This window comes from Bartonella heixiaziensis, from assembly GCF_046245125.2.
Classification (GTDB): Bacteria; Pseudomonadota; Alphaproteobacteria; order Rhizobiales; family Rhizobiaceae; genus Bartonella; species Bartonella heixiaziensis.
The window spans coordinates 1767766-1791419 of record NZ_CP176404.1; the positions used below are offsets into that span (position 1 = coordinate 1767766).

Annotated in this window: 19 protein-coding genes and 4 pseudogenes; 9 read left to right on the top strand and 14 right to left on the bottom strand. The window is 40.5% G+C overall.

Going from position 1 to position 23654, the window contains the following annotated elements; genetic code table 11:
* Window positions 1–127 precede the first annotated feature (127 nt).
* Both gap and tkt read right to left on the bottom strand, forming a co-directional pair.
* On the bottom strand, window positions 128–1135 hold the full coding sequence (gap, locus tag ACKC4Y_RS07750; protein ID WP_409361165.1) for a type I glyceraldehyde-3-phosphate dehydrogenase: 1008 nt from the start codon (window positions 1133–1135) through the stop codon (window positions 128–130).
* A 197-nt stretch (window positions 1136–1332) separates the two neighbouring features.
* Window positions 1333–3339, bottom strand: coding sequence for a transketolase (gene tkt / locus ACKC4Y_RS07755; protein ID WP_409361166.1), 2007 nt, complete (start codon window positions 3337–3339; stop codon window positions 1333–1335).
* 335 nt (window positions 3340–3674) lie between these two features.
* Here tkt and ACKC4Y_RS07760 point away from each other — a divergent pair, with 335 nt between their 5' ends.
* Window positions 3675–3950, top strand: coding sequence for a DUF4164 domain-containing protein (locus ACKC4Y_RS07760; protein ID WP_409361167.1), 276 nt, complete (start codon window positions 3675–3677; stop codon window positions 3948–3950).
* A 12-nt stretch (window positions 3951–3962) separates the two neighbouring features.
* Window positions 3963–4340, top strand: coding sequence for a cell division protein ZapA (locus tag ACKC4Y_RS07765; protein ID WP_409361168.1), 378 nt, complete (start codon window positions 3963–3965; stop codon window positions 4338–4340).
* 1196 nt (window positions 4341–5536) lie between these two features.
* On the opposite strand, the gene ACKC4Y_RS07770 is transcribed toward ACKC4Y_RS07765, so the two are convergent.
* The 8 genes and pseudogenes from ACKC4Y_RS07770 to ACKC4Y_RS07805 form a co-directional block, all read right to left on the bottom strand.
* Window positions 5537–6325 (bottom strand): ABC-2 family transporter protein, encoded by a 789-nt coding sequence (locus ACKC4Y_RS07770; RefSeq protein WP_409361170.1) that lies wholly within the window; start codon window positions 6323–6325, stop codon window positions 5537–5539.
* Entirely contained in the window at window positions 6309–7133 is an 825-nt protein-coding gene (locus ACKC4Y_RS07775) for an ABC-2 family transporter protein (protein ID WP_409361171.1), read from the bottom strand. Before ACKC4Y_RS07775 ends, ACKC4Y_RS07770 begins: the two co-directional genes overlap by 17 nt.
* The gene (locus ACKC4Y_RS07780) at window positions 7108–7635 is read right to left on the bottom strand and encodes a hypothetical protein (protein ID WP_409361172.1); all 528 of its coding nucleotides are present in this window, start codon (window positions 7633–7635) and stop codon (window positions 7108–7110) included. Before ACKC4Y_RS07780 ends, ACKC4Y_RS07775 begins: the two co-directional genes overlap by 26 nt.
* Window positions 7636–7681: 46 nt before the next feature.
* Window positions 7682–8128 (bottom strand): ATP-binding cassette domain-containing protein, encoded by a 447-nt coding sequence (locus ACKC4Y_RS07785; RefSeq protein ID WP_409361173.1) that lies wholly within the window; start codon window positions 8126–8128, stop codon window positions 7682–7684.
* 22 nt (window positions 8129–8150) lie between these two features.
* Window positions 8151–8327, bottom strand: a complete 177-nt coding sequence (locus ACKC4Y_RS07790; protein ID WP_409361174.1) for a hypothetical protein — start codon at window positions 8325–8327, stop codon at window positions 8151–8153.
* Window positions 8328–9046: 719 nt separating this feature from the next.
* A pseudogene (locus tag ACKC4Y_RS07795) lies at window positions 9047–9324 on the bottom strand (pyruvate kinase alpha/beta domain-containing protein); the annotation flags it as partial.
* Between the two features lie 28 nt (window positions 9325–9352).
* On the bottom strand, window positions 9353–10789 hold the full coding sequence (gene pyk, locus ACKC4Y_RS07800; protein ID WP_409361175.1) for a pyruvate kinase: 1437 nt from the start codon (window positions 10787–10789) through the stop codon (window positions 9353–9355).
* Window positions 10786–11319, bottom strand: coding sequence for a DUF1036 domain-containing protein (locus tag ACKC4Y_RS07805; RefSeq protein WP_409361176.1), 534 nt, complete (start codon window positions 11317–11319; stop codon window positions 10786–10788). Before ACKC4Y_RS07805 ends, pyk begins: the two co-directional genes overlap by 4 nt.
* A gap of 235 nt (window positions 11320–11554) precedes the next feature.
* Here ACKC4Y_RS07805 and ACKC4Y_RS07810 point away from each other — a divergent pair, with 235 nt between their 5' ends.
* Together ACKC4Y_RS07810 and rimJ are read left to right on the top strand one after the other, a co-directional pair.
* A complete protein-coding gene (locus tag ACKC4Y_RS07810) occupies window positions 11555–11812 on the top strand; it encodes a DUF2312 domain-containing protein (RefSeq protein ID WP_409362171.1) in 258 nt (85 codons plus the stop codon).
* 1228 nt (window positions 11813–13040) lie between these two features.
* Window positions 13041–13593: pseudogene (gene rimJ, locus ACKC4Y_RS07815) on the top strand (ribosomal protein S5-alanine N-acetyltransferase).
* Between the two features lie 298 nt (window positions 13594–13891).
* On the opposite strand, the gene ACKC4Y_RS07820 reads toward rimJ, so the two are convergent.
* The 3 genes from ACKC4Y_RS07820 to ACKC4Y_RS07830 all read right to left on the bottom strand — a co-directional run bounded on the left by ACKC4Y_RS07820 (window position 13892) and on the right by ACKC4Y_RS07830 (window position 16888).
* Window positions 13892–15754: an ABC-F family ATP-binding cassette domain-containing protein gene (locus ACKC4Y_RS07820; protein ID WP_409362172.1), complete on the bottom strand. Its 1863-nt coding sequence runs from the start codon at window positions 15752–15754 to the stop codon at window positions 13892–13894.
* Complete coding sequence (locus ACKC4Y_RS07825; RefSeq protein ID WP_409361177.1) at window positions 15754–16155, bottom strand: hypothetical protein; 402 nt, start codon at window positions 16153–16155, stop codon at window positions 15754–15756. Before ACKC4Y_RS07825 ends, ACKC4Y_RS07820 begins: the two co-directional genes overlap by 1 nt.
* A gap of 97 nt (window positions 16156–16252) precedes the next feature.
* Window positions 16253–16888 carry a thiamine diphosphokinase gene (locus tag ACKC4Y_RS07830; protein WP_409361178.1) on the bottom strand — a complete coding sequence of 212 codons (636 nt, stop codon included), beginning with the start codon at window positions 16886–16888 and terminating at the stop codon, window positions 16253–16255.
* Window positions 16889–16986: 98 nt separating this feature from the next.
* On the opposite strand from ACKC4Y_RS07830, the pseudogene ACKC4Y_RS07835 reads away from it, so the two are divergent.
* Window positions 16987–18520 (top strand): annotated as a pseudogene (locus ACKC4Y_RS07835) (M48 family metalloprotease).
* Between the two features lie 190 nt (window positions 18521–18710).
* On the opposite strand, the gene ACKC4Y_RS07840 reads toward ACKC4Y_RS07835, so the two are convergent.
* Window positions 18711–19622: an RNA polymerase factor sigma-32 gene (locus tag ACKC4Y_RS07840; protein ID WP_345115787.1), complete on the bottom strand. Its 912-nt coding sequence runs from the start codon at window positions 19620–19622 to the stop codon at window positions 18711–18713.
* A 540-nt stretch (window positions 19623–20162) separates the two neighbouring features.
* On the opposite strand from ACKC4Y_RS07840, the gene ACKC4Y_RS07845 reads away from it, so the two are divergent.
* From ACKC4Y_RS07845 to ACKC4Y_RS07860, 4 genes and pseudogenes are all read left to right on the top strand, one after another.
* Complete coding sequence (locus ACKC4Y_RS07845) at window positions 20163–21740, top strand: hypothetical protein (protein ID WP_409361179.1); 1578 nt, start codon at window positions 20163–20165, stop codon at window positions 21738–21740.
* A 20-nt stretch (window positions 21741–21760) separates the two neighbouring features.
* The gene (fdxA, locus tag ACKC4Y_RS07850; RefSeq protein ID WP_317993907.1) at window positions 21761–22099 is read left to right on the top strand and encodes a ferredoxin FdxA; all 339 of its coding nucleotides are present in this window, start codon (window positions 21761–21763) and stop codon (window positions 22097–22099) included.
* A 307-nt stretch (window positions 22100–22406) separates the two neighbouring features.
* Window positions 22407–22991 carry a CarD family transcriptional regulator gene (locus ACKC4Y_RS07855; RefSeq protein ID WP_409361180.1) on the top strand — a complete coding sequence of 195 codons (585 nt, stop codon included), beginning with the start codon at window positions 22407–22409 and terminating at the stop codon, window positions 22989–22991.
* A 327-nt stretch (window positions 22992–23318) separates the two neighbouring features.
* A pseudogene (locus ACKC4Y_RS07860) lies at window positions 23319–23444 on the top strand (CarD family transcriptional regulator); the annotation flags it as partial.
* Window positions 23445–23654: the final 210 nt, after the last annotated feature.

Sequence of the window (23654 nt, forward strand, 5' to 3'; positions counted from 1 at the left end):
CAATCAGCATTTTTTCTCCAGCACACCATGAACGCTCCTCATTACTGTTTTTTTCAAAAAGAACGCACTTTAACTTTCTATTACAAAAATGACTTTCTTTTGCAAAAAAGGACCCGAAGGCCCTCTTTTATATTGTCTTGGCAAAAGCCACAGCAGTATCACTCATGCGGTTCGAAAAACCCCACTCATTATCGTACCAAACCAGAACGCGACAGAATTGACCATCAATCACCTTCGTTTGATCATTGTGGAAAATACCTGAATGCGGATTATGGTTAAAATCACAACTCACCAGCTTTTCCTCTGTGTAATCCAAAATTCCTTTAAGCGAACCCCGTGAAGCAGTACAAATAGCCGTATTTATTTCTTCAACAGTTGTGGAGCGCTTAGCAGTAAATGTCAAATCAACCACAGAAACATTAGGGGTTGGAACACGAATTGACACCCCATCAAGCAACCCCTTTAATTCTGGCAAGACCAGTCCTACAGCCTTCGCTGCTCCTGTTGAAGTAGGGATCATAGAGAGTGCGGCAGCACGTGCACGATAAAGGTCACGATGCATTGTATCCAACACAGGTTGATCACCTGTATAAGAATGGATCGTTGTCATAAAACCCTTTTCAATACCAACCGTATTGTGCAACACTTGTGCAACAGGCGCCAAGCAATTGGTTGTACAAGAAGCATTTGAAACAACGCGATGCTCCTTGCTCAAAGAGAGATGATTAACCCCATAAACCACGGTAAGATCAGCGCCTTCAGAAGGTGCAGAAACAAGCACACGCTTTGCCCCGGCATCTAAATGCGCACTTGCTTTGTCACGCGCAGTAAAAAGTCCTGTACATTCCAAAGCAACATCAATATCCAAAGCCTTCCAAGGCAATTGTGCTGGATCACGCTCTGCCAACACCTTTATCAAACCGCGCCCAACATCAATCGCATCACCAACAACCTGAACATGACCTGGAAAACGCCCATGAACAGAATCATAGCGCAACAAATGGGCATTGGTTCCCACAGACCCTAAATCATTAATTGCCACAACTTCAATATCTTGCCGGCCACTTTCCACAATGGCACGCAAAACATTACGCCCAATACGACCAAACCCGTTAATTGCAACGCGAACACTCATTTCACATTTTCCTCATCAAACTTTATAGCGCAATAAATGGGCATTGGTTTCCACCGCCCCCAAATCATTAACAACCACAACCTCAATATCTTATCTGTCACTCTCCATAATGGCACTTCTCATAATGGCACTCTCCACAATAGCACAAAAAATCTTGCGCCCAATATGAACAACCCCATTCATTGCACCATGAACACTCATTTCACATTTTCCTTATTGATCTTTTCAAGCTCTTTTTCAACGGTAGCGACCACATTCTCACAAGTAATGCCGAAATGCGCATAAAGGGCATCAATCGTTCCACTAGCACCAAACCCCTCCATGCCAATAAACACACCATCACTGCCAATAAAACGGTCCCATCCTTGCCGGATTGCAGCTTCAATGGCAATTTTAATCGATGCATCCCCAATGAGGGCACGCTGATAGGAGAGAGATTGTTGTGCAAAAAGTTCAAAACAAGGCACAGAAACCACACGCGTTGGGATGCCCTTTTCCTCTAACACCGCATGTGCCTCCACCGCAATTTGTAATTCTGAACCAGAAGCAAACAGCGTCACTTGTGCATCATCGCTAGCTGTTAGGAATTCATAAGCACCGAGCATACAGAGATTTTCTTCTTCATACTCTTGACGCAAAAGCGGTAAATTTTGTCGGCTCAAAGCCAAAGTAGAAGGCGTTTTGCGTGCTTTCAAAGCCAATTGCCAGCACTCCACTGTTTCCATAGCATCAGCAGGGCGAAAAACAAAGTGATTAGGCATTGCACGCAAAGAAGCCAAATGCTCCACGGGCTGATGGGTAGGTCCATCCTCACCAAGACCAATGGAATCATGAGTCATCACATAAATCACCCGCAATCCCATCAAGGAAGAGAGCCGCATAGCAGGACGCATATAGTCAGAAAAGCATAAAAAGGTTCCCCCATAAGGAATAAAGCCGCCATAAAGAGCAAGACCATTCATCACGGCTCCCATTGCATGTTCGCGAATTCCATAATGCAGATAACGCCCTGAAAAATCTCCAGCAGAAATACTGTCCATCTGACTACTTTTGGTATTATTAGACCCAGTCAAATCAGCAGAACCGCCAATGGTCTCAACAACGACTTTATTAATCACTTCAAGAGCCATTTCAGAAGCTTTACGCGTAGCAACGACAGGACAATCCTCAACTAATTTCTGTTTATAAACATCGATAGCGCTATCAAATCCGCCCACGAGATCGCCTCGCATCAATCTTTCAAATTCCACCCGTTCTGAAACAGGAAGATCAGCGAATTTTGCTTCCCATTTTTGTCGTTTTTTAGCGGCATTGAGACCCGCCAAGCGCCAATTATCAAGAATATCCGCTGGAATAACGAAAGGCTCTGCCTCCCACCCTAAAGCGACACGGGTTACAGCAATTTCGCGTGCTCCCAAAGGCGATCCATGAACTTTATTGGTTCCCGCTTTATTTGGTGCTCCAAAACCAATTGTTGTTTTACAAGCAATCAAAGTTGGTTTATCAGAATTTTGTGCAGCCTCAAGAGCACGCGCAAGTGCTGCTTGATCATGTCCATCAACTTTGAGTGTGTTCCAACCAGATGCCTTAAAACGCGCAATCTGATCAGTACTGTCAGCAAGTGAAATCTCTCCATCAATGGAAATATTATTATCATCCCACAGCACAATCAATTTATTGAGTTTCAAATGTCCAGCAAGGGAAAGTGCTTCTTGAGATATCCCTTCCATAAGGCACCCATCCCCAACCAACGCGTAAGTGTAATGATTGATAAGATCTCCAAAACGCGCATTCTGCAAGCGCTCACCAATCGCCATTCCTACAGCATTTGCCAGTCCTTGTCCAAGTGGTCCAGTGGTTGTTTCGATTCCGGCAACATGCCCATATTCTGGATGCCCAGCAAGTTTAGACCCTATTTGGCGAAAATTTTTGAGATCCTCAAGAGAGAGATCTTCATAACCAGAAAGATATAAAAGGGCATAAAGCAACATAGACCCATGCCCAGCCGATAACACAAAGCGATCACGATTGGGCCAATGGGGATTTTTGGGATCATGGGCAAGGAATTTTGTATAAAGAACAGTAACAATATCGGCTGCCCCCATTGGCAAACCAGGATGACCAGAATTCGCTTTTTCAATTGCATCAATAGCAAGAAAACGGATAGCATTGGCCATCTGATTCTGTTGTTCGGTATTTGTCATGAATGATAGACCACTTTGTTAAACGCGTTATTGTGTTACTTTTTTCGTATTCTCTTGAATTTTTTAAGAATACTTTCAGTCTGTTTAAATCATCAGCGTGAGACCCCTTGCGATCACCTCAGTAACCATTCCCCTCACACATCATTTTATGCACATAATCATTTATGCCAATACTTTCAAAAAATCCAGCTTTTAATTAACACGTATCCCCTGCTTTACTTGCTAAAATGTCCTACATACTTAAAAATAAAATTGACGCAAGAAAAGAAAATGAGTGATTCGTTTTTGCATAGAGAACTGATAAAGGATACAATCACCCATAAGGATATAACATCATGAACCAAGAAACTCAGGTTCTAACACACGCTTTAGAGCAACTGGAAAAAGCACTAAGAACCTTAGAGATCACCATTATAAACCGCAACGCTGTTATCGATAAACACAACGAATGGGAAGAAGAAATTCAACGAATGAATGCTGATCGGAGCCGTCTTGCCCAAGCGCTTGATAAAGCCGAAGCCCATGCCGAACGGTTAGAAGCGGTCAATAAAGAAGTTTCCAAACGTTTAATTAAAGCAATGGAAACGATTCGTGTCGTAATTGATAGATAAAGGTTTGAAACCATGGAAACCGTTTCCGTCACCATTGATGGTAAAGTTTATCGTATGGCTTGCGATAAAGGGCAAGAACGCCATCTCATTGAACTTGCCGCTCGATTGGACCAATATATCACACACCTGAAGACGAATTTTGGTGAAATCGGTGATCATCGTCTATCGGTTATGGCCGGCATTATGATTATCGATGAAATGGAAGAAATAAAACGAGAAAATAAAAAATTACAAGAAGACTACGACGCTCTTTTACGACTCCACAATGAAAGAGATCGCACCATGGGAAGGATCATGCGAGATACAACAGAGAGGATTGAAAAGCTCACTTATCAATTGCTCCAAGATGAGCAAAATAGTTCTCAAGAACAGGAACAGGAAAATCCTTAAAGCACATCAGTTCTTAAAAAGAGTGCTGTAATGCTCAAAGACCAGCATGATTGTATCCACATCCTTGCGAGGAAATCATGTAAATTGCAAAAGCAATAAGCAAACGAAGTGTCCTCTAAGAAAGAGAAGAGCACTGCACGCACCCCGTTTAACCTTCCATAACCAGACCAAAAACGTCTTACCAAAAACACTATAATGTAAAAATCCATCAAACGCTGCTCTCTTTATACCTATGAAGGGATAAGCCCACACCACTCTTATAAAAGAGTTATAAAAGAATCCAATATTGCAATTGTTCTTTATCGGAGATGCTTCATAAGAGCCTTCTTTATGCCTTTCGCAAACGGTTTTTATTCACAAGTCAATCCTTTTTATGACATGCAAGTAAGCGTTTTTGTGATTTTGAATACGAGAATTTGAAATGAGAAAAACTTCCTATCTTTTCAACTCTCATTCAAGTTCAAAAAGATAGATTATCATTATAAATAAATATATTGACTGTATAACAGATAAAGCTTTGCAAAAAATGTCTCAAAAAAACAATAATCAAAAACAAGATGTCGATTCAGCAGACAATATTACAATATCGATATTCCGCATAAGCCTGCAAACTAAAACCAACCGCCATGCTGTTTCAACCCCGTACTGTTTCAACAATGAATGAGAAAGCAATAATGGATCTCTTCAGATTCCCCAAAACAACAGCATGCATACAGATTTTGATTACACCACCTTTGTTCTGCTTTCAGAAATATAAAGCAATATGCAAGAGGCTCACAGCACTAAGCGCACCAAAGAAAATATCTATTGTTATAAGAAACCACTCCCCTTCACAACAAAAGCCTTCTTGAAAAGCAAGTGCCGCTGCATAATCATACACATCCTCTAAATCCCGCACAATACTTGCACCACCACACAAATAGAAGCCCCTAATCTAAGCTCAAGCACCACGTTGTTCCCACAATGGGGAAGGAGGCAATAAAGTTTTTTGGCACATCCAGAAGAACAAAAAGGATCCATCATGTCACAATTTAAGTCTTGATGAATATCCAATCCTCTATCCCGATATCATCAAAAATACTCGTTTCAGAAAAACCTGTAACGCTTAATTTCTAAGAGCTCTCTTTTGATAGAGCAGTTTTTGAAAACATTCGATAGCTTTCTACTTTATTCCAGCAATCATGCTGGTTTTCATATCATCCACCCAATCCATTGAACTTCCTGATTGTTTTCTTATAGACGATAAAAGTCATGGTGATGGAGAGAAAAGCGCTTAACAGAAGATATCCGATATTCCATTCATTTTTACCAAGCAACAGTGATACGGGTAAGGAGGCAGAAAAAGCCATTGGCAGTAGAAACAAAATCCATTTCACAACGCTTGAGGGATAAATCGCAATGGGGATAAATGAAAGTTCATAAACCATTGCATGAAAGTATTCGACGGGCATCTTACGATTGGTAACAAACGTTATAAAGTTGAACATCATGCAAAAACAGATGTTGACGATAAAGACACAAACTATTGCAACGATAAAAGAAAACCATCCAATTTTAATGCTTGACAGATCCGGTAATGAGACAAAAAAATACGCACTCACACAAAGAACAAATAAGTTTATCAGGCGAAGAGGTTTGCACCAACCAACCAGCATGAATACCCAGATTGAAACAGGCTTTGTCAGATATGATTCAATCTTACCGCTCACAACTTTTTCAAAAAATATTCCTATAGAATTGGTAAAAATACTTAAAAATATCCGGAGTAAAACGAAGACAACAAAGATAAGATGAATTTCATCTCTACTGTAGCTACCGATTCTTCCTGAAAAGGAAGATATTTTATCAATAAATATGAATTGAATACAATAATAGCAGAGAGAAAGAATAAACTCCCCAATCAAATTCTTACCATAAACAATCTGTCGGCGTATATTCATGCCAATAAAATGAATGATTATCTTCACCTCAACCACCCGCTCCATGATACGCTTTCATCCCCTTCTTCCAGACAACATGAATAAAGAATAAAAAACACAAAATATAAAAAATACTACCCAAAATGAACTGCTGAAAAACCGCCAAATCATGCGTTGCAAGAAACTCAGCAGGAGCAGAGATCATGAAACGATAAGGGTTAAACTGCATGAGCGGAATAAGCCACGTAGGCCAGAAAGAGGGTGGCAAAAAAACACCCCCAAGAAGAGCCGAACTGAGGATACTGAAAGAGAGCAATATATCGTACTCAATCACCCAGAAAACCAATAACGAAATTGCGAAGGAGAGTAAAAAACAAAGCAATTGAGAGAGAGCAATAAGGAGAAAAAAGAGCAGAAAAGAGAATATAAAGCTCAGGATGTTTTCGTAAGATAAAAGAAGCTTTACCGTAAAGATCACAATTAAAGGAATGGCATATAACACACTCTCACCCAAAAAGGTAAACAGCATTTGTGTCATATAACTGAACGGTTTTGTGAGGGTAACTTCTAATTTACCTTCTTTAACATGTTGAGAGAAAGACTGAATTAAACCATAACCATTATTTAAACGTGATAAAACTAAAGCAAAGGCATAATAATACATCATATCATGAAAGCCAAAACCGTTGATGGTGGTGCCCATATCAGAAAAAAGTGCGTTCCATAACATGAATTGAATGACGAATGGCGAAAGAGTCCCCATGACAAAATCAGTAAAGAACATTGCCCTGTCATTGACGAGTGTGAGTAATCCATTCTTGGCAAAAAGAAACATGCCAAAGCAGTGGTTAGATAAATTCTTTAAATTTAACACGGAGCATCTCTTCAAGCGAGGGAGTGGATACAGAGAACGTACAGTTCAGTTCGGTTGTAATTTCGCGTACAAAACGTGCAAAATCCTCACGGGGCAGCGAAATCTCCAGTGAGCATTCTTCAGTGTTAAAGTGCTTATCTTTTAAAGGAGTGGATAATTTCAACGCAATCTCATCAATTTTTTCTACAACAGCTGAAGGTGCAGCCAAATGTTCACAAAAAAGCGTCATTCTCACCAAAGAAGGAATGACATTTTTAAGCGCGTGAAGATTGCCATGAAACTGTTTCTTTCCCTTATGCAAGAGAATAATATCATCGACGTATCCATCAATATCTCCCATATCATGACTTGTGATGATATACCCAGTGCCGCGCTCCCTTTTCAGTTTTTTAAGAAGCTCCCTGATTTCATGCTTAGATGTAATATCAAGACCAATACTTGGCTCATCGAGGAACAACAGTTTAGGTCTAAAGGAGAGATTAAATGCCAATTCACTTTTCACTCTCTCACCCAGACTAAGCATCCGCACTGGCTTATCCATAATATGCTCAAGACCCCAGCAACTCAGCGATCTCTTTAAGATCACGGGTAAAAGAAGCGCGTTCAAGACCATATAATGGTTGAACCATATCCAGACTATAGCGTAAGGGTAAATCCCACCACAAACAATTCTTATGACCAAAGACCACACCCAAAGACTTGAACAAATCTTTCTTCGCTTTATAAGGATCAACACCAAGGACTTTAACACATCCCTTATCAGCATATTGTATACCAGAAAGTATTTTAATCAGTGTCGATTTACCCGCTCCGTTAGGGCCAAGAATTGCTAACGATTGCCCTGAAAAGAGGGTGAAACTCATGTCTTTTAACACATGATGATTTGTATAAACCGGCTTGAAGAGGGAAACCACCTTGTTTTTAAAACCAATTCCTCTGTCAATGTTGCGATATATTTTTGATACGTTGTTAAGGTCAATCAATGGCAATGCCATCAGCCTCTCCTCATGTTAACTTTTACCCTATTTTCACATACCCATAATCTTTGGATATCCGCTCTCGTTCACTGGAAAAATAAACATGCCCAAATCGTCCGTCCTTATGGCAATCGAACGCCTCTAACACTTTATCTCCAACTTTTGTTATAGCGCGTTTCTTCAATGGCATACGTTCGCTTGAGTTAGGAATTGACATACTGAGCGCTTAAGCTAGATATTCTTTGAAAGATTTGTTTTTGAAATTCACGAAACACAACCATTATTTGATTTATATCGTTTGGTACACTACCTCTCCCATTATTTATAAAGAATCGCAATTGTAACAAACCGAATATGCGTCTCAACACGCCTTGCAACCAAATCAAATCCTTAACAATTCCATAATTGAGATCATTTTTACTGATTGAAGCTGTCCAGTGGTGCACAAAGAAGAAAAAAGAGACAAACCTGTCTGTTTTCTTTTTCATTAAAAATGCACCAAACACTTAATCTCAATTTTCGTGGACGTACCATTTCCCCCCTTAAATTGCGGATGTAATCAAACCTCGTAGAGCAAGATACATTGAATATTTATGCGCTTAACCTCTTGGCTCACGCCTCAAAGAACAAAGACCTTCCCCAATCTGTAATCACAGTGGTTTCTCTCAATAGCTTCCTCCTCTCACCACTTATCTGATCACTTCAAACTCTACGAGTAAATCCCTCCCCTCAATATCTCATTCAAGTTCACATTTCTATACTGGTTGATACAAAAGAAAACTAAAATCCGCCAGAAGCCATATGCACTTTTAAGATGGACATATGCCTTATATCACCATCTTGAAGGAGAGCGGCTTCTATCACACTACAAATTAAAGAGCAATAATGGATCTATTCAGATGCTCACGCAAAGAGCCTAACGCCAACAGCTTTCCGTTAAACTGCCTTTGTTCTACCTCGAAAAACAGAAGCGATACGCAAGAGGTTGGTAGCACCAAGCGTACCAAAGAGAACGCCTGCTGTCACAAGAAACCGATCTCCTCCTTGGCAAAAGCCCTCTTGAAAAGCAAGTGCCATCGAACGATCAACCATATTCTCTAAGTCCCGCGCATTTTGCACCACGACACGAATAGAAGCCCCCCAACTCAGCTCAAGCGCCGCGCAATTTCCACGATGAGCGATAACGCAACAATGAATCTGTTCAGATACTTACGAAAAAAGCATCACGTATAAATGTTTCTATCAAATCCCTTTTGTTCCATCTTGAGAGACAGAAGCGATACGCAAGAGGTTGGTAGCACCAGGCGTACCAAAAGGAACGCCTGCTGTCACAAGAAACCGATCTCCTCCTTGGCAAAAGCCCTCTTGAAAAGCAATGGCTGCCGCACGATCAACCATATCCTCTAAATCCCGTGCATCTTGCACCACGACACAATGAACCCCCCAAACCAAAGCCAAACGCCGCGCAGTTTCCACGATGGGCGATAATGCGATAATAGGTGTATTGGGGCGTTCACGAGAGGCACGCACACCCGTTGTTCCTGATGCGGTATAAGCAACAATTGCTTTTAATTGAAGCGTTTCAGCAATCTGTCGCGCCGCAAGAGAAATCGCATCGGTTCCCGTTGACTCTGGTGCAGGATGCTGTGCACCCACCTGGGCGTCATAAGTGGGATCTTGTTCGATTTGTTTGGCGATTCGATCCATCATAAGCACTGCTTCTTCAGGATAAAGACCAGAGGCTGATTCAGCGGACAACATCACAGCATCACTCCCCGCATAAACGGCTGTAGCCACATCAGAAACTTCTGCCCGCGTCGGAACAGAGGATGAGATCATAGACTCAAGCATTTGCGTAGCCACCACAACGGGCTTTCCGGCTAAACGACAAGCTTTTATGAGCTCCATCTGAAGTGCAGGAATCCTCTCCAATGGCATTTCCACACCGAGATCTCCCCGTGCAATCATAATACCATCAGACACATCAATAATCTTCTCTATTTGCTCCAAAGCTTGAGGTTTTTCGATCTTGGCCATCAAAGACACTTTGTTTTTCGTCAACTGGCGCACTTCTAGTATGTCTTCCGGACGCTGAATAAAAGAAAGAGCAACCCAATCAACAGGCTGTTCCAACACAGCGTAAAGATCAGCCTGATCCTTTGGTGTCATTGGACCAAAAGGCAAAACCGTATCGGGAAGACTAACCCCTTTTCGATCAGAAATACGGGTTCCAGAAACTACACGGCACTGAACAGAATGACCATCACACAACTCAGCACATAGTTCCAGTTTTCCATCATCAATCAACAACCGATTACCGGGTTTGACAGCCGCTAACACTTGCTCATGCGGAAAATAAACACGCTGTGCATCTCCAAGAACATCACGATCATCTAAAGTAAAGTTTTGCCCAACACGCAAATCCTCTTGACCCTTAGCAAAACGACCAATACGCAATTTTGGTCCCTGTAAATCCACTAAAATACCAATTGGACGACCAACAGTTTTTTCAACCTTGCGTATGCGCTTGACCAAATCAGCCATTGTTTCACGATCCGTGTGGCTCATATTTAGACGAAAAACATCGGCTCCAGCCATAAAAAGCTTCTCAATCATCGAAATAGAAAAAGAAGAAGGACCAAGAGTAGCAATAATTTTCACTTTACGCGCACGCTTCACTGGCGGGAAACTCCTGAAAAAGTGGGAGGCTGTATAACCGAATCGTTGAACAAAGACTCATCTGTCAACTGTACCATCCAACTGGTTTGATTACCCGTATCAATTTCTTTAAACTCAACCTTTTGATACCCACGGGGGAAACAATCATGTACCCCTTGAATAGTAAATTGGCTATCTTGTACACACATGGTTACAGAACCTGGCCAGTTCCCTTTTTTCTGTGCACCTTCTGCATAAAAATAATAAAACCGTGAAGAAAGTGGCCCCTCGATTAAGGTTTTACACTCCGTCACTGGTACTGTCCACCACCCTTCGCTCACCCAGCCTGAAAAAGTACGATAACCAAGGGCAACACCAACGGACTGTTGGGTCGAATTACAAACGCGGAAATCAGCTTTTGCAAAATGAACAAGTGAGAACGAGAGCACAATGCTCAAAAGAAAAATCCCCAGCCCTCTCTGAAACACCCATTGCTGTTTTTTGGCAACCACAAAACCACCTTTATGCTGTAAGCCCTTAAAACAAAACATACATCCCTTTATCTTCTCTTTTTTCAAGAATCTTCCAAATGTATCGAGGTATATATTTCTTTTCTGCTTCTTATCGCCCTTTTGTCAATGTATAAGCTTAAAATTTTACAAAATATTTAAAGTCAACTTGTAAAAAAAGTTTACAGCTTGATTCACTCTTTGTTTTTCAAGCTTCCTCAACACAACTTTTTCATCGCAAAACAACTTAAAACAAAGACCCCGGAGAAAAATGCAAATGGACACAGTAACTGATCAAACACATGCTATATCCGTAAACCAATTGCGTGCTTTTATCGAACGTATTGAACGACTAGAAGAAGAGAAAAAAACCATTTCTGATGATATTAAAGAGGTTTATGCCGAACTTAAAGGCTCTGGTTTTGATAGTAAAGCTGTTCGCAGCATTATACGGTTGCGCAAAAAAGAAGACCATGAACGAATGGAAGAAGAAGCAGTTATCCAACTCTATAAAAACGCGCTTGGTATGACTTAACGCTATAGCGTTTTTACGAAAAAGTTCCAGTTTCAACCATTCTTCTTTTTTTTGCGCACAAGAATTTTCCTTCTCTTGACAGCATTGATAACAGTACTGTCAAGAGTTGTATAAACGAAAAAACCATAAACGAATGAAGAAGGAAGACATCATCCAATTCTCTAAAAATATCTTTAGGGTAAATGAATGCCATTAAAGAACATGCAATATTTTCTCAAAATGAAGAGAAAATGCAAAAAACGAATAATACCCTTAAATTGCTAGCGGAAATTTTAGCAATTTGTGCAACTTGTAACGATAATATCCACCACATATCATCCAATTTGGGAAAGGATCGCTTGAGAGCGCATAAGATCTCTTATCCCTAAGAAGTATTCTTCTCTTTCAGTCAGTCGTTGAAACGTGAGAGGAGGAAACAGGTCGACGTAACGACATTGTGCGATACCATGCTATATTTTGCACAAATCAAATGGCAAAAGTTGCTGCAATAACTAGAATTGGACATAAAAAATTTCTCAAAAATGAAAGCACTAATGAATATCAAATTGTAAAAAAATTGACTCCAAAACGGATTGGCAATCTGCTTAAGAGATTCTCACACAAGCGCAAACAATTTGAAAATATAATAAAGAAAGCAGAGTAATGATTCGACATAAATTACGCAATCATCCAGATGATTAAAGACTAAACTATCACAAGACAATAAATTCACAACCGTGAATCAAAAAAATAGCATATTGAGCATTTCAAATTTGCCTGCCTGAGCAATATTAGTGATAATTGTACCTCTATGATTTAAAAAATACTCTAATTAACGAATAAATCAGAGACAAAAGAAAAGTCATAAGCAGCAATACACACATCGTTCATACACATAAAATAAACTTATACATATAAAATATCGCATGAATAATAAGCGAGAATTGTTCCATTTTTAGTGTGCACTCGCGAGATTTTTTACGAATGAGGAAAGTAGACTTAAAAATATAAGGACCACGAACAAAGTGCGATCAAAAGCGACTATGCATTATCAAAATTACGCCCACTTGATTTATAATTTTTGCCCCCATTCTACCGCGCCTGCATAAAGGTTACTGTTTGTGATAAAGTTTGTCGTTGACTTCCCACTTTTTTGAGGAGGATGTCATCAAGAAGGAAAGAAATCTTTGAAAAAATCGAATAAGAAGTGTACGAATCCGCACATTTCATTATCCAAGGGGAGGAAACTATGGCAATCGAAACAAAGCGAACAATTTCCACATTGATCAATTTGGAAGATGCTGGGGAATTGTCTGCCTATTATCGGCGCAATGCAAACTTTCATCAACCTTTCGAACCTGTAAAATCTGATGATTATCATACCCTAACAGCTTGGGAAACACGCGCAAATACATTCGCTTGTGAGAGTGCACAAGGGCAAGCATACCGCTATTGCCGTACGATTGAAAAATGAGAGCACAATCATTGCCGTCGTTCACTTCACAAATGTAGTGCGTGGTGTTTTTCAAGCCTGCTATCTTGGCTTTTCTCTTGATGAAAAACAACAAAAACAAGGCCTCATGTTCGAGATTTTATCTGCTTTAATACCTCACATCCTCCATTTTTACCACCTCCATAGAGTGATGGCAAACTATATGCCTGAAAACACCAGAAGTGGAATTTTATTGGAGCGCCTTGGTTTTGAGAAAGAAGGCCGTGCCAGAGATTATCTGATGATTTCTGGCCAATGGAGAGATCACATTCTTACCTCTCGAATGAATGATGCGTATGAACCCGCCTAGAGCGCCGAATAAAGCGTACTAACGGTTTTCACCAGATGTGAAAATATGATACGATGTAAACCTCACGAAATTCAAAAGACGTTTCTTTTTCACTGTCTTTACATACTCAATATCTTTCACTGCCCTCCCATAACAATTCAAGCTCCCAGCATTTTTCTTTTACGCACAGAAATTTTTCTTTTCCAGTACATGCGCTCATCTCATAAAGAATGATGCAAAAACAGATATCAAAGTACAAAAGAAACAATCACCCAAATCTATAAAAATCCTCTTGAGAGAGATTAACGCTATAGCGTTTTTATGATTTCACCCCCTCTATATCTTCGCGCAACAATTCCAGTTCCAACCATTCCTCTTCCTTTTGCGCGCAAGTATTTCTCTTCTCTTCCAGTATTTTTGATAAACGCTCAAAACGCTCTTTATCATTGCAATACAGTGTTGGATCAGAGAGTTCTTGTTCAATTTTTTTGATTTCATCCTGCAAAGCAGCAATTTGTTCAGGTAATTTTTCCAGCGCATAAACCTGCTTATAAGACAGTTTGCGTGGTTTTATTTTCTCCCGCTCCATAAAGCCACGATTTGGTGATGAGAGGTGTTTTGCATTCTCCTGTACGCGAAACTTTGACTGCTCTTTACGCTGTGTTAGTTCATTATCTTTACGCGTTAACAGTGCATCTTGCTTTCGTTGGGCCATCATATCACTATAACCACCAGCATATAAAATCCAGCGACCATCCCCTTGAGGGGCCAATATATGGGTCACAGTGCGATCTAAAAAGTCCCTGTCATGGCTAACCAACAACACGGTTCCAGCAAAATCGGCAATAAATTCTTGCAACAAATCCAATGTTTCCATATCCAAATCATTGGTTGGTTCATCAAGAATCAAAAAATTCGCAGGTCGTGAAAGGAGCCGTGCAAGCATGAGGCGGGCTCTTTCTCCACCGGACAATTCTTTGATTGGTGTCCGTGCTTGTTCAGGTAAAAACAAAAAGTCTTTCATATAAGAAACAACATGCCGCTCTTGCCCATTGATCAGGAGGGTATCCCCCCTCCCACCGGTTAGATAATGCGCTAAAGTTTCTTTTTCATTTAAAATACGTTGTTGATCAAGCAACGCCATAGAAAGATTATATCCATGCTTGACCATTCCACTATCGACCGATTCTTGCCCAATCAAAGCGGAAAGCAAAGTTGTCTTTCCTATACCATTTGGACCAACCAAACCAATCCTATCCCCACGATGAATCCGCAAAGAGAAATCTTTCACAAAAACGCGTTCGCCATAAGATTTTGAAATCCGCTTCGCTTCAAGCACCAATTGACCAGAATCATGACTTTTAGCAGCGGCTAAAAGCGCACTTCCCGTTGGCCCTTTATAAGTTTGATGTTGCTGTCTTAGTTCTTTTAACGCCCCCAAACGTCGCACATTACGTTTACGCCGTGCCGTTACTCCATAGCGCAACCATTGTTCTTCACGTGCAATCTGTCGCCCCAATTTGTGCTGTTCTAGAGCTTCTTCTTCAAGCACCTTATCACGCCAATTTTCAAACTCCGACAAACGCTTCTCCAGTCTTTTTGTCGTGCCCCGATCAAGCCATACCGTTGAACGCGTAACATTTTCTAAAAATCGCCGATCATGAGAAATCACCACAACAGCTGAACGTAGAGAACATAAAACGCTTTCAAGCCATTCAATGGTTGGTAAATCGAGATGATTGGTTGGTTCATCCAAAAGAAGAATATCTGGTTTGGCAGCAATCGCTTGCAATAATGAAACGCGCCGCTTTTCACCACCAGAAAGCGTCGCCAACGTCTCGGTTCCTAAAAAACCAAGATTTGCCAAAAGTGTGTTTATCCATTGCACATCCGGCTTATCATCCAGCCCCGCTTCTACACAAGTGCGAATATCTTCAAAGCCTGAACACTCAGGGTTTTGTGATACATAACGAAGCGTCGCCCGCGGATGGCGAAAAATTTCCCCCTCACTCGGTTCACTTATTCCAGCGGCAATTTTTAACAGCGTCGACTTTCCACAACCATTACGTCCTACCAACGCAATACGTGCCCCTTGCTCTACCGATAGACCAGCTTGGTTGAGCAAGGGAGTTTTTCCAAAAGTTAGGAAAACACGCTCAAGCCGCAGCAGCGGCACCGCCATTAACGAACGTGTCGAGGACAAGGTGCTTTATACATCACACCTCTTCTATCACGGAAAGCACACAATTTCGGTGTCCGCACTTTTTCACTCACTCTTTGAGGACAAGGTGCTTGGTACATGTATCCTCCATGTCCACGATACGTGCACAATTGTGCAGCCTGAGACTGTTGTTGTCTTTTCTGATTTGCAGCAGCCCCTGTTACAGTCCCTGCAAGAGCACCAAATGCTGCACCGGTCAGTGCTGCTCCAGGAGTACTTCCGGCAATTGCTGTTCCTGCCAAAGCCCCTATTGCGGCTCCGCCTACACCATAACGTGCAACGCGTTGATCATTAACAGTACAAGCTGCTGAACTTAAACCAATGGCTGAAACGACAGCCACTTTCAAAATTGATTTTAACATATAAAAACTCTCCTTCTCGAGATCAAAATATATCATTCGTGCCAGCACTTAAATCACTATGCCCCCCCCTACCTTACTCAAATCTACTGGAAGAGCTTTATGGAATAGGTACAGACGCCAACAATATAGCTTTTCCAGAACATAAATGACAAGAAAAAGTTCCACAAACACGATTAGACAATGTTAAAGAAGATCCAAATGGTACATTTTTGCCATAAATTGGCCATTTTACACCTGAAAGGGTTAATCCCTGTAAATCAGAAAAACCGATAATACTAAAGAGACACCCTTCAGGTAAATCCGCAGAAAAAAGCTTTGGCAAAACTGGCCACCCTTCCTCAAAACCGCTGGTCAATAATACTGAAATACCTTTTTCAGCCATCACCAGTGCTTGCGTCATATGAGAAAGGCTATGATCACTTCTTTCTCCTCCAAAAGCACCACACAAAACAAGCTGTTTAGCCCCCTTTTGCAGAGCTCTCTCACATGCCAATGCACTATCGGTCATATCTTTATCAGAAGGAAAAACCTCACGGGGAATAGCATCATATTTTTGCCTTAAAGCCTGATCAGAGGAATCAAAATCCCCCAACCATAACTCAGGCACAACATTCAGCGCTTCAGCATGACGCATTCCACCATCGGCAGCAATCACTCGGCTCTTGCGAATTTGATTACACAAACGATTGGTGATACAAATATCTCCATTTAACAATATTGTAAATGTTGTCATGACAGACTTTGCCTTTCGTAATGCTTTCCTTTTAAATCATCTTTAAATAATAACCGTAATATAGCTTCCTTATTGTAAAAAGACATACGAGATACCCAATGAAATTTGTCAAAATACAATCAGAAAACCAAATGCATATGCATTGGCATCAAATTTTTCAGCGAACATTCTTTCTTCGGCACCAAGATGTATAAAGCTCCTCTCTTAAGCTTATTGCTATTTCTTTCCGCTTGTCATATTGGTCTCTCTCCCAATGAGATGCCTTCTTCTTGCGATTTTTCTGCAAGAATCAAACACATCAATAAGAACGATATCTATGCTTCCTTAAGCGCTACACAACACCCTCGTATTTTGCGAATATATGGCGGCGCCTATCATGATGCAAAACTTGAACGCTTGTTAAAAGATATTATGCGCAAACTCACTGTTGTGTCACAAAAACCTCACAAAACTTATTCTATAACCATTTTAGACTCGCAAAGTGTCAATGCATTTGCCCTCCCAGGCGGCTACATTTACTTAACCCGCGGTATGCTAGCATTGGCCAATGATTCTTCAGAAGTTGCAGCAATTTTAGCCCATGAAATAGCCCATATTACTGCCAATCACGGCATTTTACGCCTGCAAAAAGAAGCAGAATTAAAGATGACAGAGTGCATGTCAACAAATCTTCTCTCTCACGCCAAAAGAAAACATCACTACACTCTTAAAAACAAGCGACAACTTGCACAATTTTCACGCAATCAGGAACTACAAGCCGATTCAATTGCACTAGAAATGCTCCAACAAGCAGGATTTGATCCATTTGCTTCACCACGCTTTCTCCAATCCATGGAAGCGTATAACGCCTTTCGCAATCTCTCAGGCACCACAAATACTTCCTTAGATTTTCTAGCAACCCATCCAACTACTCCGCAACGAATTCGCCTTGCGATAAAAAAAGCGCGTAAAATTAGTACAGCAAACAGTGGAAAAACTGATCGTAATTCTTTTCTCAAAAACATTGATGGCATGATTTTTGGAGGAAGCTTTCACACAGGTTTTATGCGAGGAAATCAATTTATTCACCCGCAATTGCGTATAACTTTTTCCATTCCAAACACTTTCACCATAGAAAATTCAGGACGCACTGTTTGGGCTAGTAGCACAGATAAAATTGCCATTCGTTTTGATGCTGTCCCGCACTCTGCTGAAATGTCTGCAAGTGATTATTTAAAAAGTGGATGGATTGTAGGACTAGATGAATCCTCTATCCACCCAATCACAATCCACGGCCTACCTGGAGCGCAGGCTCGCGCGACCAATGAACAGTGGCAGTTTGATGTAGCTGTCATTTTGTTCAATAAACACATCTTCCGCTTCCTTACTGCTGCCCCTCATGATTCTCAAAATTTTGCAGCTGTTGCCAAAAGAACGCTACAAAGTTTCCATTCTCTTTCATCATCACAATCCAACAAGTTGAAACCCTTGAGAATCCGCGTGGTACACGTTAAAGAGGGAGAAAGTGTCGCAACCCTTGCCAATAAAATGCAAGAGACCGTGCACAAAGAAAAACTGTTTCGCCTTCTCAATGCGCTTACATCAACCCAAACTTTATCCGCAGGAACACACGTTAAAATTATCACGCAATAATAAAGACAATTTCCTTCATCATATTCGACACTCTTGATTCGCTTCTGTCCTTTTAAATGCGCCTCGCTCTCTCAAAGATTACGCACATTGATATCTGTCCAATCTCTAAAACTCATTTCATTGTACTCCTCCTCCCCTCCCCAACGCACATACGCACTGTAGATTTTTCCCCAAAAATTTTCAACGAAGCTTACACATCATAAGCATCTGCTGAATTAGCAGTAAGCAAAGCCGAACGCAGCTTTTGCAAAGCCCGTGCTTCAATTTGACGCACCCGCTCTTTCGAGATTCCAAGCTTTTCACCCAAAACTTCTAAAGTCGCTCCCTCTTCATTGAGGCGACGAAAACGAATAATTTCAAGTTCCCGTTCATTGAGAATTTGCAACGCATCATAAAGCCATTGGGTTCGCCGTTGACCGTCAATCACTTGCTCAATTAAAGCATCAGGAAGAGGGCTCTCATCGACAAGAGCATCCATTTTAGCAACAGGGTTATCACTGTTCTCAGAAACAGAAACACTCAAGGAATTATCAGAACTAGAAAAGCGGAAATCCATTGTTTCAACATCACGAACAGAAACACCAAGCTTTTCAGCGATTGTGCGAAAGATATCTTGTTTTGAAAGGGCACTATCATCCTGCACCAATTTCGCCCGCAAACGCCGAAGATTAAAGAAAAGCGCTTTTTGCGAAGAACTGGTTCCCCCTCGAACGATTGACCAATTTCGTAAAATATAATCTTGAATAGAAGCCCGAATCCACCATGTTGCATAAGTTGAGAAACGCACCTCCCGATCAGGTTCAAAACGCGCAGCAGCTTCCAAGAGCCCCACATACCCTTCTTGTACCAGATCCCCCAGCGGCATTTTGAAACGTTTAAAACGGTTAGCAATCGCAATCACCAAACGCATATGAGCTGCTGCAATTTGATGCATAGCGTCATCATCGCGTTTGTCTTTCCATCGCAGAGCCAAATCATGCTCTTTTTGCCGTTCAAGATAAGGTGCTTGCATAGCAGAACGCATCATATTACGTCCCAAACTTTTGTCCGTATCGCTATAGTTTTTGCTGTTCTTATAAACAGCATTTGAAAGATTACCCATAATAACCCCTTGCGATTAAAATTATCAAAGTTGATTTGGCAACGACATCACCGCTCTTTTTTAAAAGAACGCATAAGTTGTTTGTTTTATTGGTACTACTTTAGCGTGTAATTTTATAATCGCAATTGTTTTTTTATCATCATGGTAAAACTTATTGTCATAACACACAGTTTCACGCACAAAATGACAATATCAATACGCCCCTTACCTTAAGAAATTCAGGGGAAAACTTTCTCCTCATCTCTTCGTAACAGGCTCGTAAAAAATAAAACTGATGCTATTTTACTTCATTTTCGGTTTACTTGCCTTTTGCATAAAGAGTCTATTTATGCTTCTAGCTTGATAATACAACCATTGCGCGCAAGGACTATACACAAAACATCCAAAATGTATGAAAAAGGAAATACCTCAAGGGAAAGCGTCAAAAAAACGACAAGAATGATTGAAGCAAACGCAACAAACGTGTTAAAGGAGCAACACAATCATACAGTTGTTGGGAAAAAGCTTTTTACCAGCGTAGCACTGAGAAAGAAAATGATCATGGATAGCAAGATTATTCAACAGAATGATATTCTTCAGGATGATATTCTTATTGAAAAACATGGAAATGGCAAGTTTGAAGGTTTTCGTTTTTATGCCAACAAGAACGATACGGGTCAAACAGATGAAGCACAAAATTTAGCAGACAATGAAAATTTGATTCTTGCTTTTTCCAAACGCGCAACGCGTTTTTGTGCTTGTGCCAATGGAGATTTCACCCTCAGTTCTGATGGCATTGTACGCTGGATTGGCCAACCCGTGGGACAACTTGTTGCCACAGAAGATTTTTTTAAACCCAAACTCATTGTTTTAGCAGATACGCAATTAACGGGAGAAGCCCGCGATAAAGTGGAGAAACGATTGGAGCGTTTTGTCACCTTTCATTTTGAAACCGCTTTAAAGCCACTTTTTGACTTACGCAATGCTGATAGCTTGACAGCTTCAACAAGCGACCTTGCCTTAAAACTTGTCAACTCTCTAGGAATGATACCGCGTCGAGAAATAGCTGAAGTTGTTAAAAGTCTTGACCAAGAATCGCGTGCTGTACTCCGGCGTCTAGGTGTCCGTTTTGGTGCTTTTCATATCTATGTTGCAGGGATGATTAAACCAGCTCCGGTTCAAGCGATCACGCTGCTATGGGGCCTTCAAAATGAGGGAGCTGACCAAACTGGCTTAAATGAAGTTTTTGCTGCTTTGGCTGCTGGACGAACTTCCCTAGTTGTGGATCCTACTTACAACCGCCAATTTTATCAGTTAGCTGGTTATCGAATCTTAGGTCAACGTGCTGTAAGAATTGATATTTTAGAACGTCTTGCGAACCTGATCCGGCCAGCACTTCATTGGAAACCAGGGAATGAATCCAAACCTGAAGGAGCCTATGATGGCAAAAGTTTTTTTGCCACTCCAGCAATGATGTCTATTCTTGGTGCCAATGGAACCGATATGGAAGAAATTCTAAAAGGTCTTGGTTATCAATCGCATGCCATAAGCAGTGCTGTTTTTGAACAAAGCCTCCTTGCAGATAAAGTCTCTGCTGAGACACATACGACAGCACAAGATGTTCCAGCACCAGAATTCGTTGGCAGTCACTGGCAAACAATGTGCACATCAGAAACAACACAAGAAAAAAAAGAAGTTTTACCTACTTCTATTGAAACGCACCCTAACACCACAGATCGTTTACCGGCAGCTGAACCTGTTGGTGATTTTGTCAAACAAAAACGCGTTGCAGCAGAAGATAAAGTTATTTTGCTATGGCGTTATACCCATCACTTTCACCACCACACAAAAAAAAACCGTGATAAATCTGGACACAAGTGGCAAAACAAACAGAGAAAGACTTTTAAGAAAAGGGAAAGTGCAAATGAAGACAGCCCTCAAAAAGCCACATCACACGCTAAACATTCTTATAAGTCCAATAAACCGTACACCAAACGCACGAATAATCAATCATCTCAGAGAGAAAAACGCCCTAATCCTGATTCCCCTTTTGCAAAATTAGCTGTGCTACGCGATCAACTCATAAAAGATAAGGATAAAGATAAAAGCGCATATAACCTTTCTTCTAAAGGTCACTAAAATAAAAATGGAGTTTAATCTTGGCCTATGTAGTAACTGACAACTGCATTCATTGCAAATATACTGATTGCGTTGAAGTTTGCCCTGTTGATTGTTTTTATGAAGGTGAAAATATGCTTGTCATTCATCCCGATGAATGTATCGATTGTGGTGTTTGTGAACCAGAATGTCCAGCAGAAGCCATTAAACCTGACACAGAGCCGGGGCTAGAAAAATGGCTAGAACTCAATCTGCATTATGCAACCAAATGGCCTAACTTAACTACTCGGAAAGACCCGCTTCCTCAAGCAAAAGAAATGGATGGCGTTGTGAATAAATTAGAAAAGTATTTTTCAGAAAATCCAGGAAGTGGTGAATAATAACGAGTCATGCACATCGTGCGTCTTCAACAATTGAGAGCATTCTCTTGTAAAAATAAAAATTCCTGAGTGAAATGATTGATTCTTTTGAATTTTGATGTTAATGTTATTTTAACATGATCATCTTTCTAAGTATTTTTCTTTACTCTCTTATTGTAGAGTAAGGTGTTTTTTCTTGGATTTAAAAGTACTTAACTTTTATGCTCATTAAATTGATGTAATATACTTGGTCAAAGAACACTCAACGTTCAGGCTTTTAGTCTGTTTTCCGGTACATTTGTTGGTCATAAAGGGAGTAAATTAAAATATGGCATCCCAACATGGAACGTCCTCCAATGTTAAAGGGTTTTCAACCTCTGAATATATCGTCTACCCAACCCATGGGGTGGGGCAGATTATAGCGATTGAAGATCAAGAAGTGGCAGGACATAAATTAAAACTTTTTGTCATTCATTTTGCTAAAGATAAAATGGATGTTAAAGTGCCTATTGCAAAAGCCATTTCTGTTGGAATGCGCAAATTATCCGCTGTTGATTCTGTTGAACGCGCATTAAAAGTCTTGCACGGAAAAGCACGGGTTAAACGGACCATGTGGTCACGCCGCGCTCAAGAATATGATGCTAAGATCAATTCAGGAGATCTTATGTGTATTGCTGAAGTGGTACGTGATCTTTTTCGCTCGAATCTACAGCCTGAACAATCTTATTCCGAACGCCAACTTTATACTGCTGCTCTTGACAGGATGGCACGTGAAATTGCTGTTATTAATAGTCTTTCTGAAACAGAAGCTATTAATCTTATAGAAATGCATCTCTCGGATAAACCAAAGCGCGAATTTAAAACCGAAAGAGAAAAAGCAGATGTAGAGAGCGAAGCTGTCTATGCTGTATAATAAACAGTAAGATTTTGATAATAAAAATAAAATCAGCAAAAAGCTGGTTTTATTTTTATGAAGAAACCTTCAGAGACAGAAGAATATTTGAAACAAAATCTGTCAAACTTCCCTATAACAACGCTCTATTTTAGCGGAATATGATATGAGTGAGATGAAATATGCAACTCTCATATCCTAGGATAAATTAATCTTTGATTCTTCCCTTTCCCTCTTTATCGGATACGCCCTTAAAGATAAGCTTGAGACAAATGATTCCGTTACCAATCTTATTAGCTAGGTTTATTTGCTAAGCCTATTTGCTAAATTTATTTTGATTAATATCGAGTGGTACGTGATCTTTTTCGCTCGAATCTACAGCCTGAACAATCTTATTCCGAATGCCAACTTTATACTGCTGCTCTTAACAGAATGGCACGTAAAATTGCTGTTATCAATCGTTTTTCTAAAACAAGGAACAGAAGAAAAAGAGAACTCTTCTTACCTCCTCACACAGTACACTCAACACAAAGCACGGAAAAAATCTTACCAATTATCTGTCAAGATAACAAGAAAGCTCCAAGAAAACACTCCGCACAACCAGAAAACTTTGTGCCTCAATATCCTCTCTTAGGAAGGTTGACTTACCTCCCACATCTCAAAAGACGAAAACTCCACCCAAGT

Coding starts and splice junctions, on each gene's coding strand:
- ACKC4Y_RS07820 (WP_409362172.1), bottom strand. CDS start 15,754: ATGGCGGTGCCGCTGCTGCGGCTTGAGCGTGTTTTCCTAACTTTTGGA.
- ACKC4Y_RS07845 (WP_409361179.1), top strand. CDS start 20,163: ATGGATAGCAAGATTATTCAACAGAATGATATTCTTCAGGATGATATT.
- ACKC4Y_RS07810 (WP_409362171.1), top strand. CDS start 11,555: ATGGACACAGTAACTGATCAAACACATGCTATATCCGTAAACCAATTG.
- ACKC4Y_RS07770 (WP_409361170.1), bottom strand. CDS start 6,325: ATGGAGCGGGTGGTTGAGGTGAAGATAATCATTCATTTTATTGGCATG.
- tkt (WP_409361166.1), bottom strand. CDS start 3,339: ATGACAAATACCGAACAACAGAATCAGATGGCCAATGCTATCCGTTTT.
- ACKC4Y_RS07760 (WP_409361167.1), top strand. CDS start 3,675: ATGAACCAAGAAACTCAGGTTCTAACACACGCTTTAGAGCAACTGGAA.
- ACKC4Y_RS07840 (WP_345115787.1), bottom strand. CDS start 19,622: ATGGGTAATCTTTCAAATGCTGTTTATAAGAACAGCAAAAACTATAGC.
- ACKC4Y_RS07825 (WP_409361177.1), bottom strand. CDS start 16,155: ATGTTAAAATCAATTTTGAAAGTGGCTGTCGTTTCAGCCATTGGTTTA.
- ACKC4Y_RS07805 (WP_409361176.1), bottom strand. CDS start 11,319: ATGTTTTGTTTTAAGGGCTTACAGCATAAAGGTGGTTTTGTGGTTGCC.
- ACKC4Y_RS07765 (WP_409361168.1), top strand. CDS start 3,963: ATGGAAACCGTTTCCGTCACCATTGATGGTAAAGTTTATCGTATGGCT.
- ACKC4Y_RS07785 (WP_409361173.1), bottom strand. CDS start 8,128: ATGGCATTGCCATTGATTGACCTTAACAACGTATCAAAAATATATCGC.
- ACKC4Y_RS07830 (WP_409361178.1), bottom strand. CDS start 16,888: ATGACAACATTTACAATATTGTTAAATGGAGATATTTGTATCACCAAT.
- ACKC4Y_RS07855 (WP_409361180.1), top strand. CDS start 22,407: ATGGCATCCCAACATGGAACGTCCTCCAATGTTAAAGGGTTTTCAACC.
- gap (WP_409361165.1), bottom strand. CDS start 1,135: ATGAGTGTTCGCGTTGCAATTAACGGGTTTGGTCGTATTGGGCGTAAT.
- ACKC4Y_RS07790 (WP_409361174.1), bottom strand. CDS start 8,327: ATGTCAATTCCTAACTCAAGCGAACGTATGCCATTGAAGAAACGCGCT.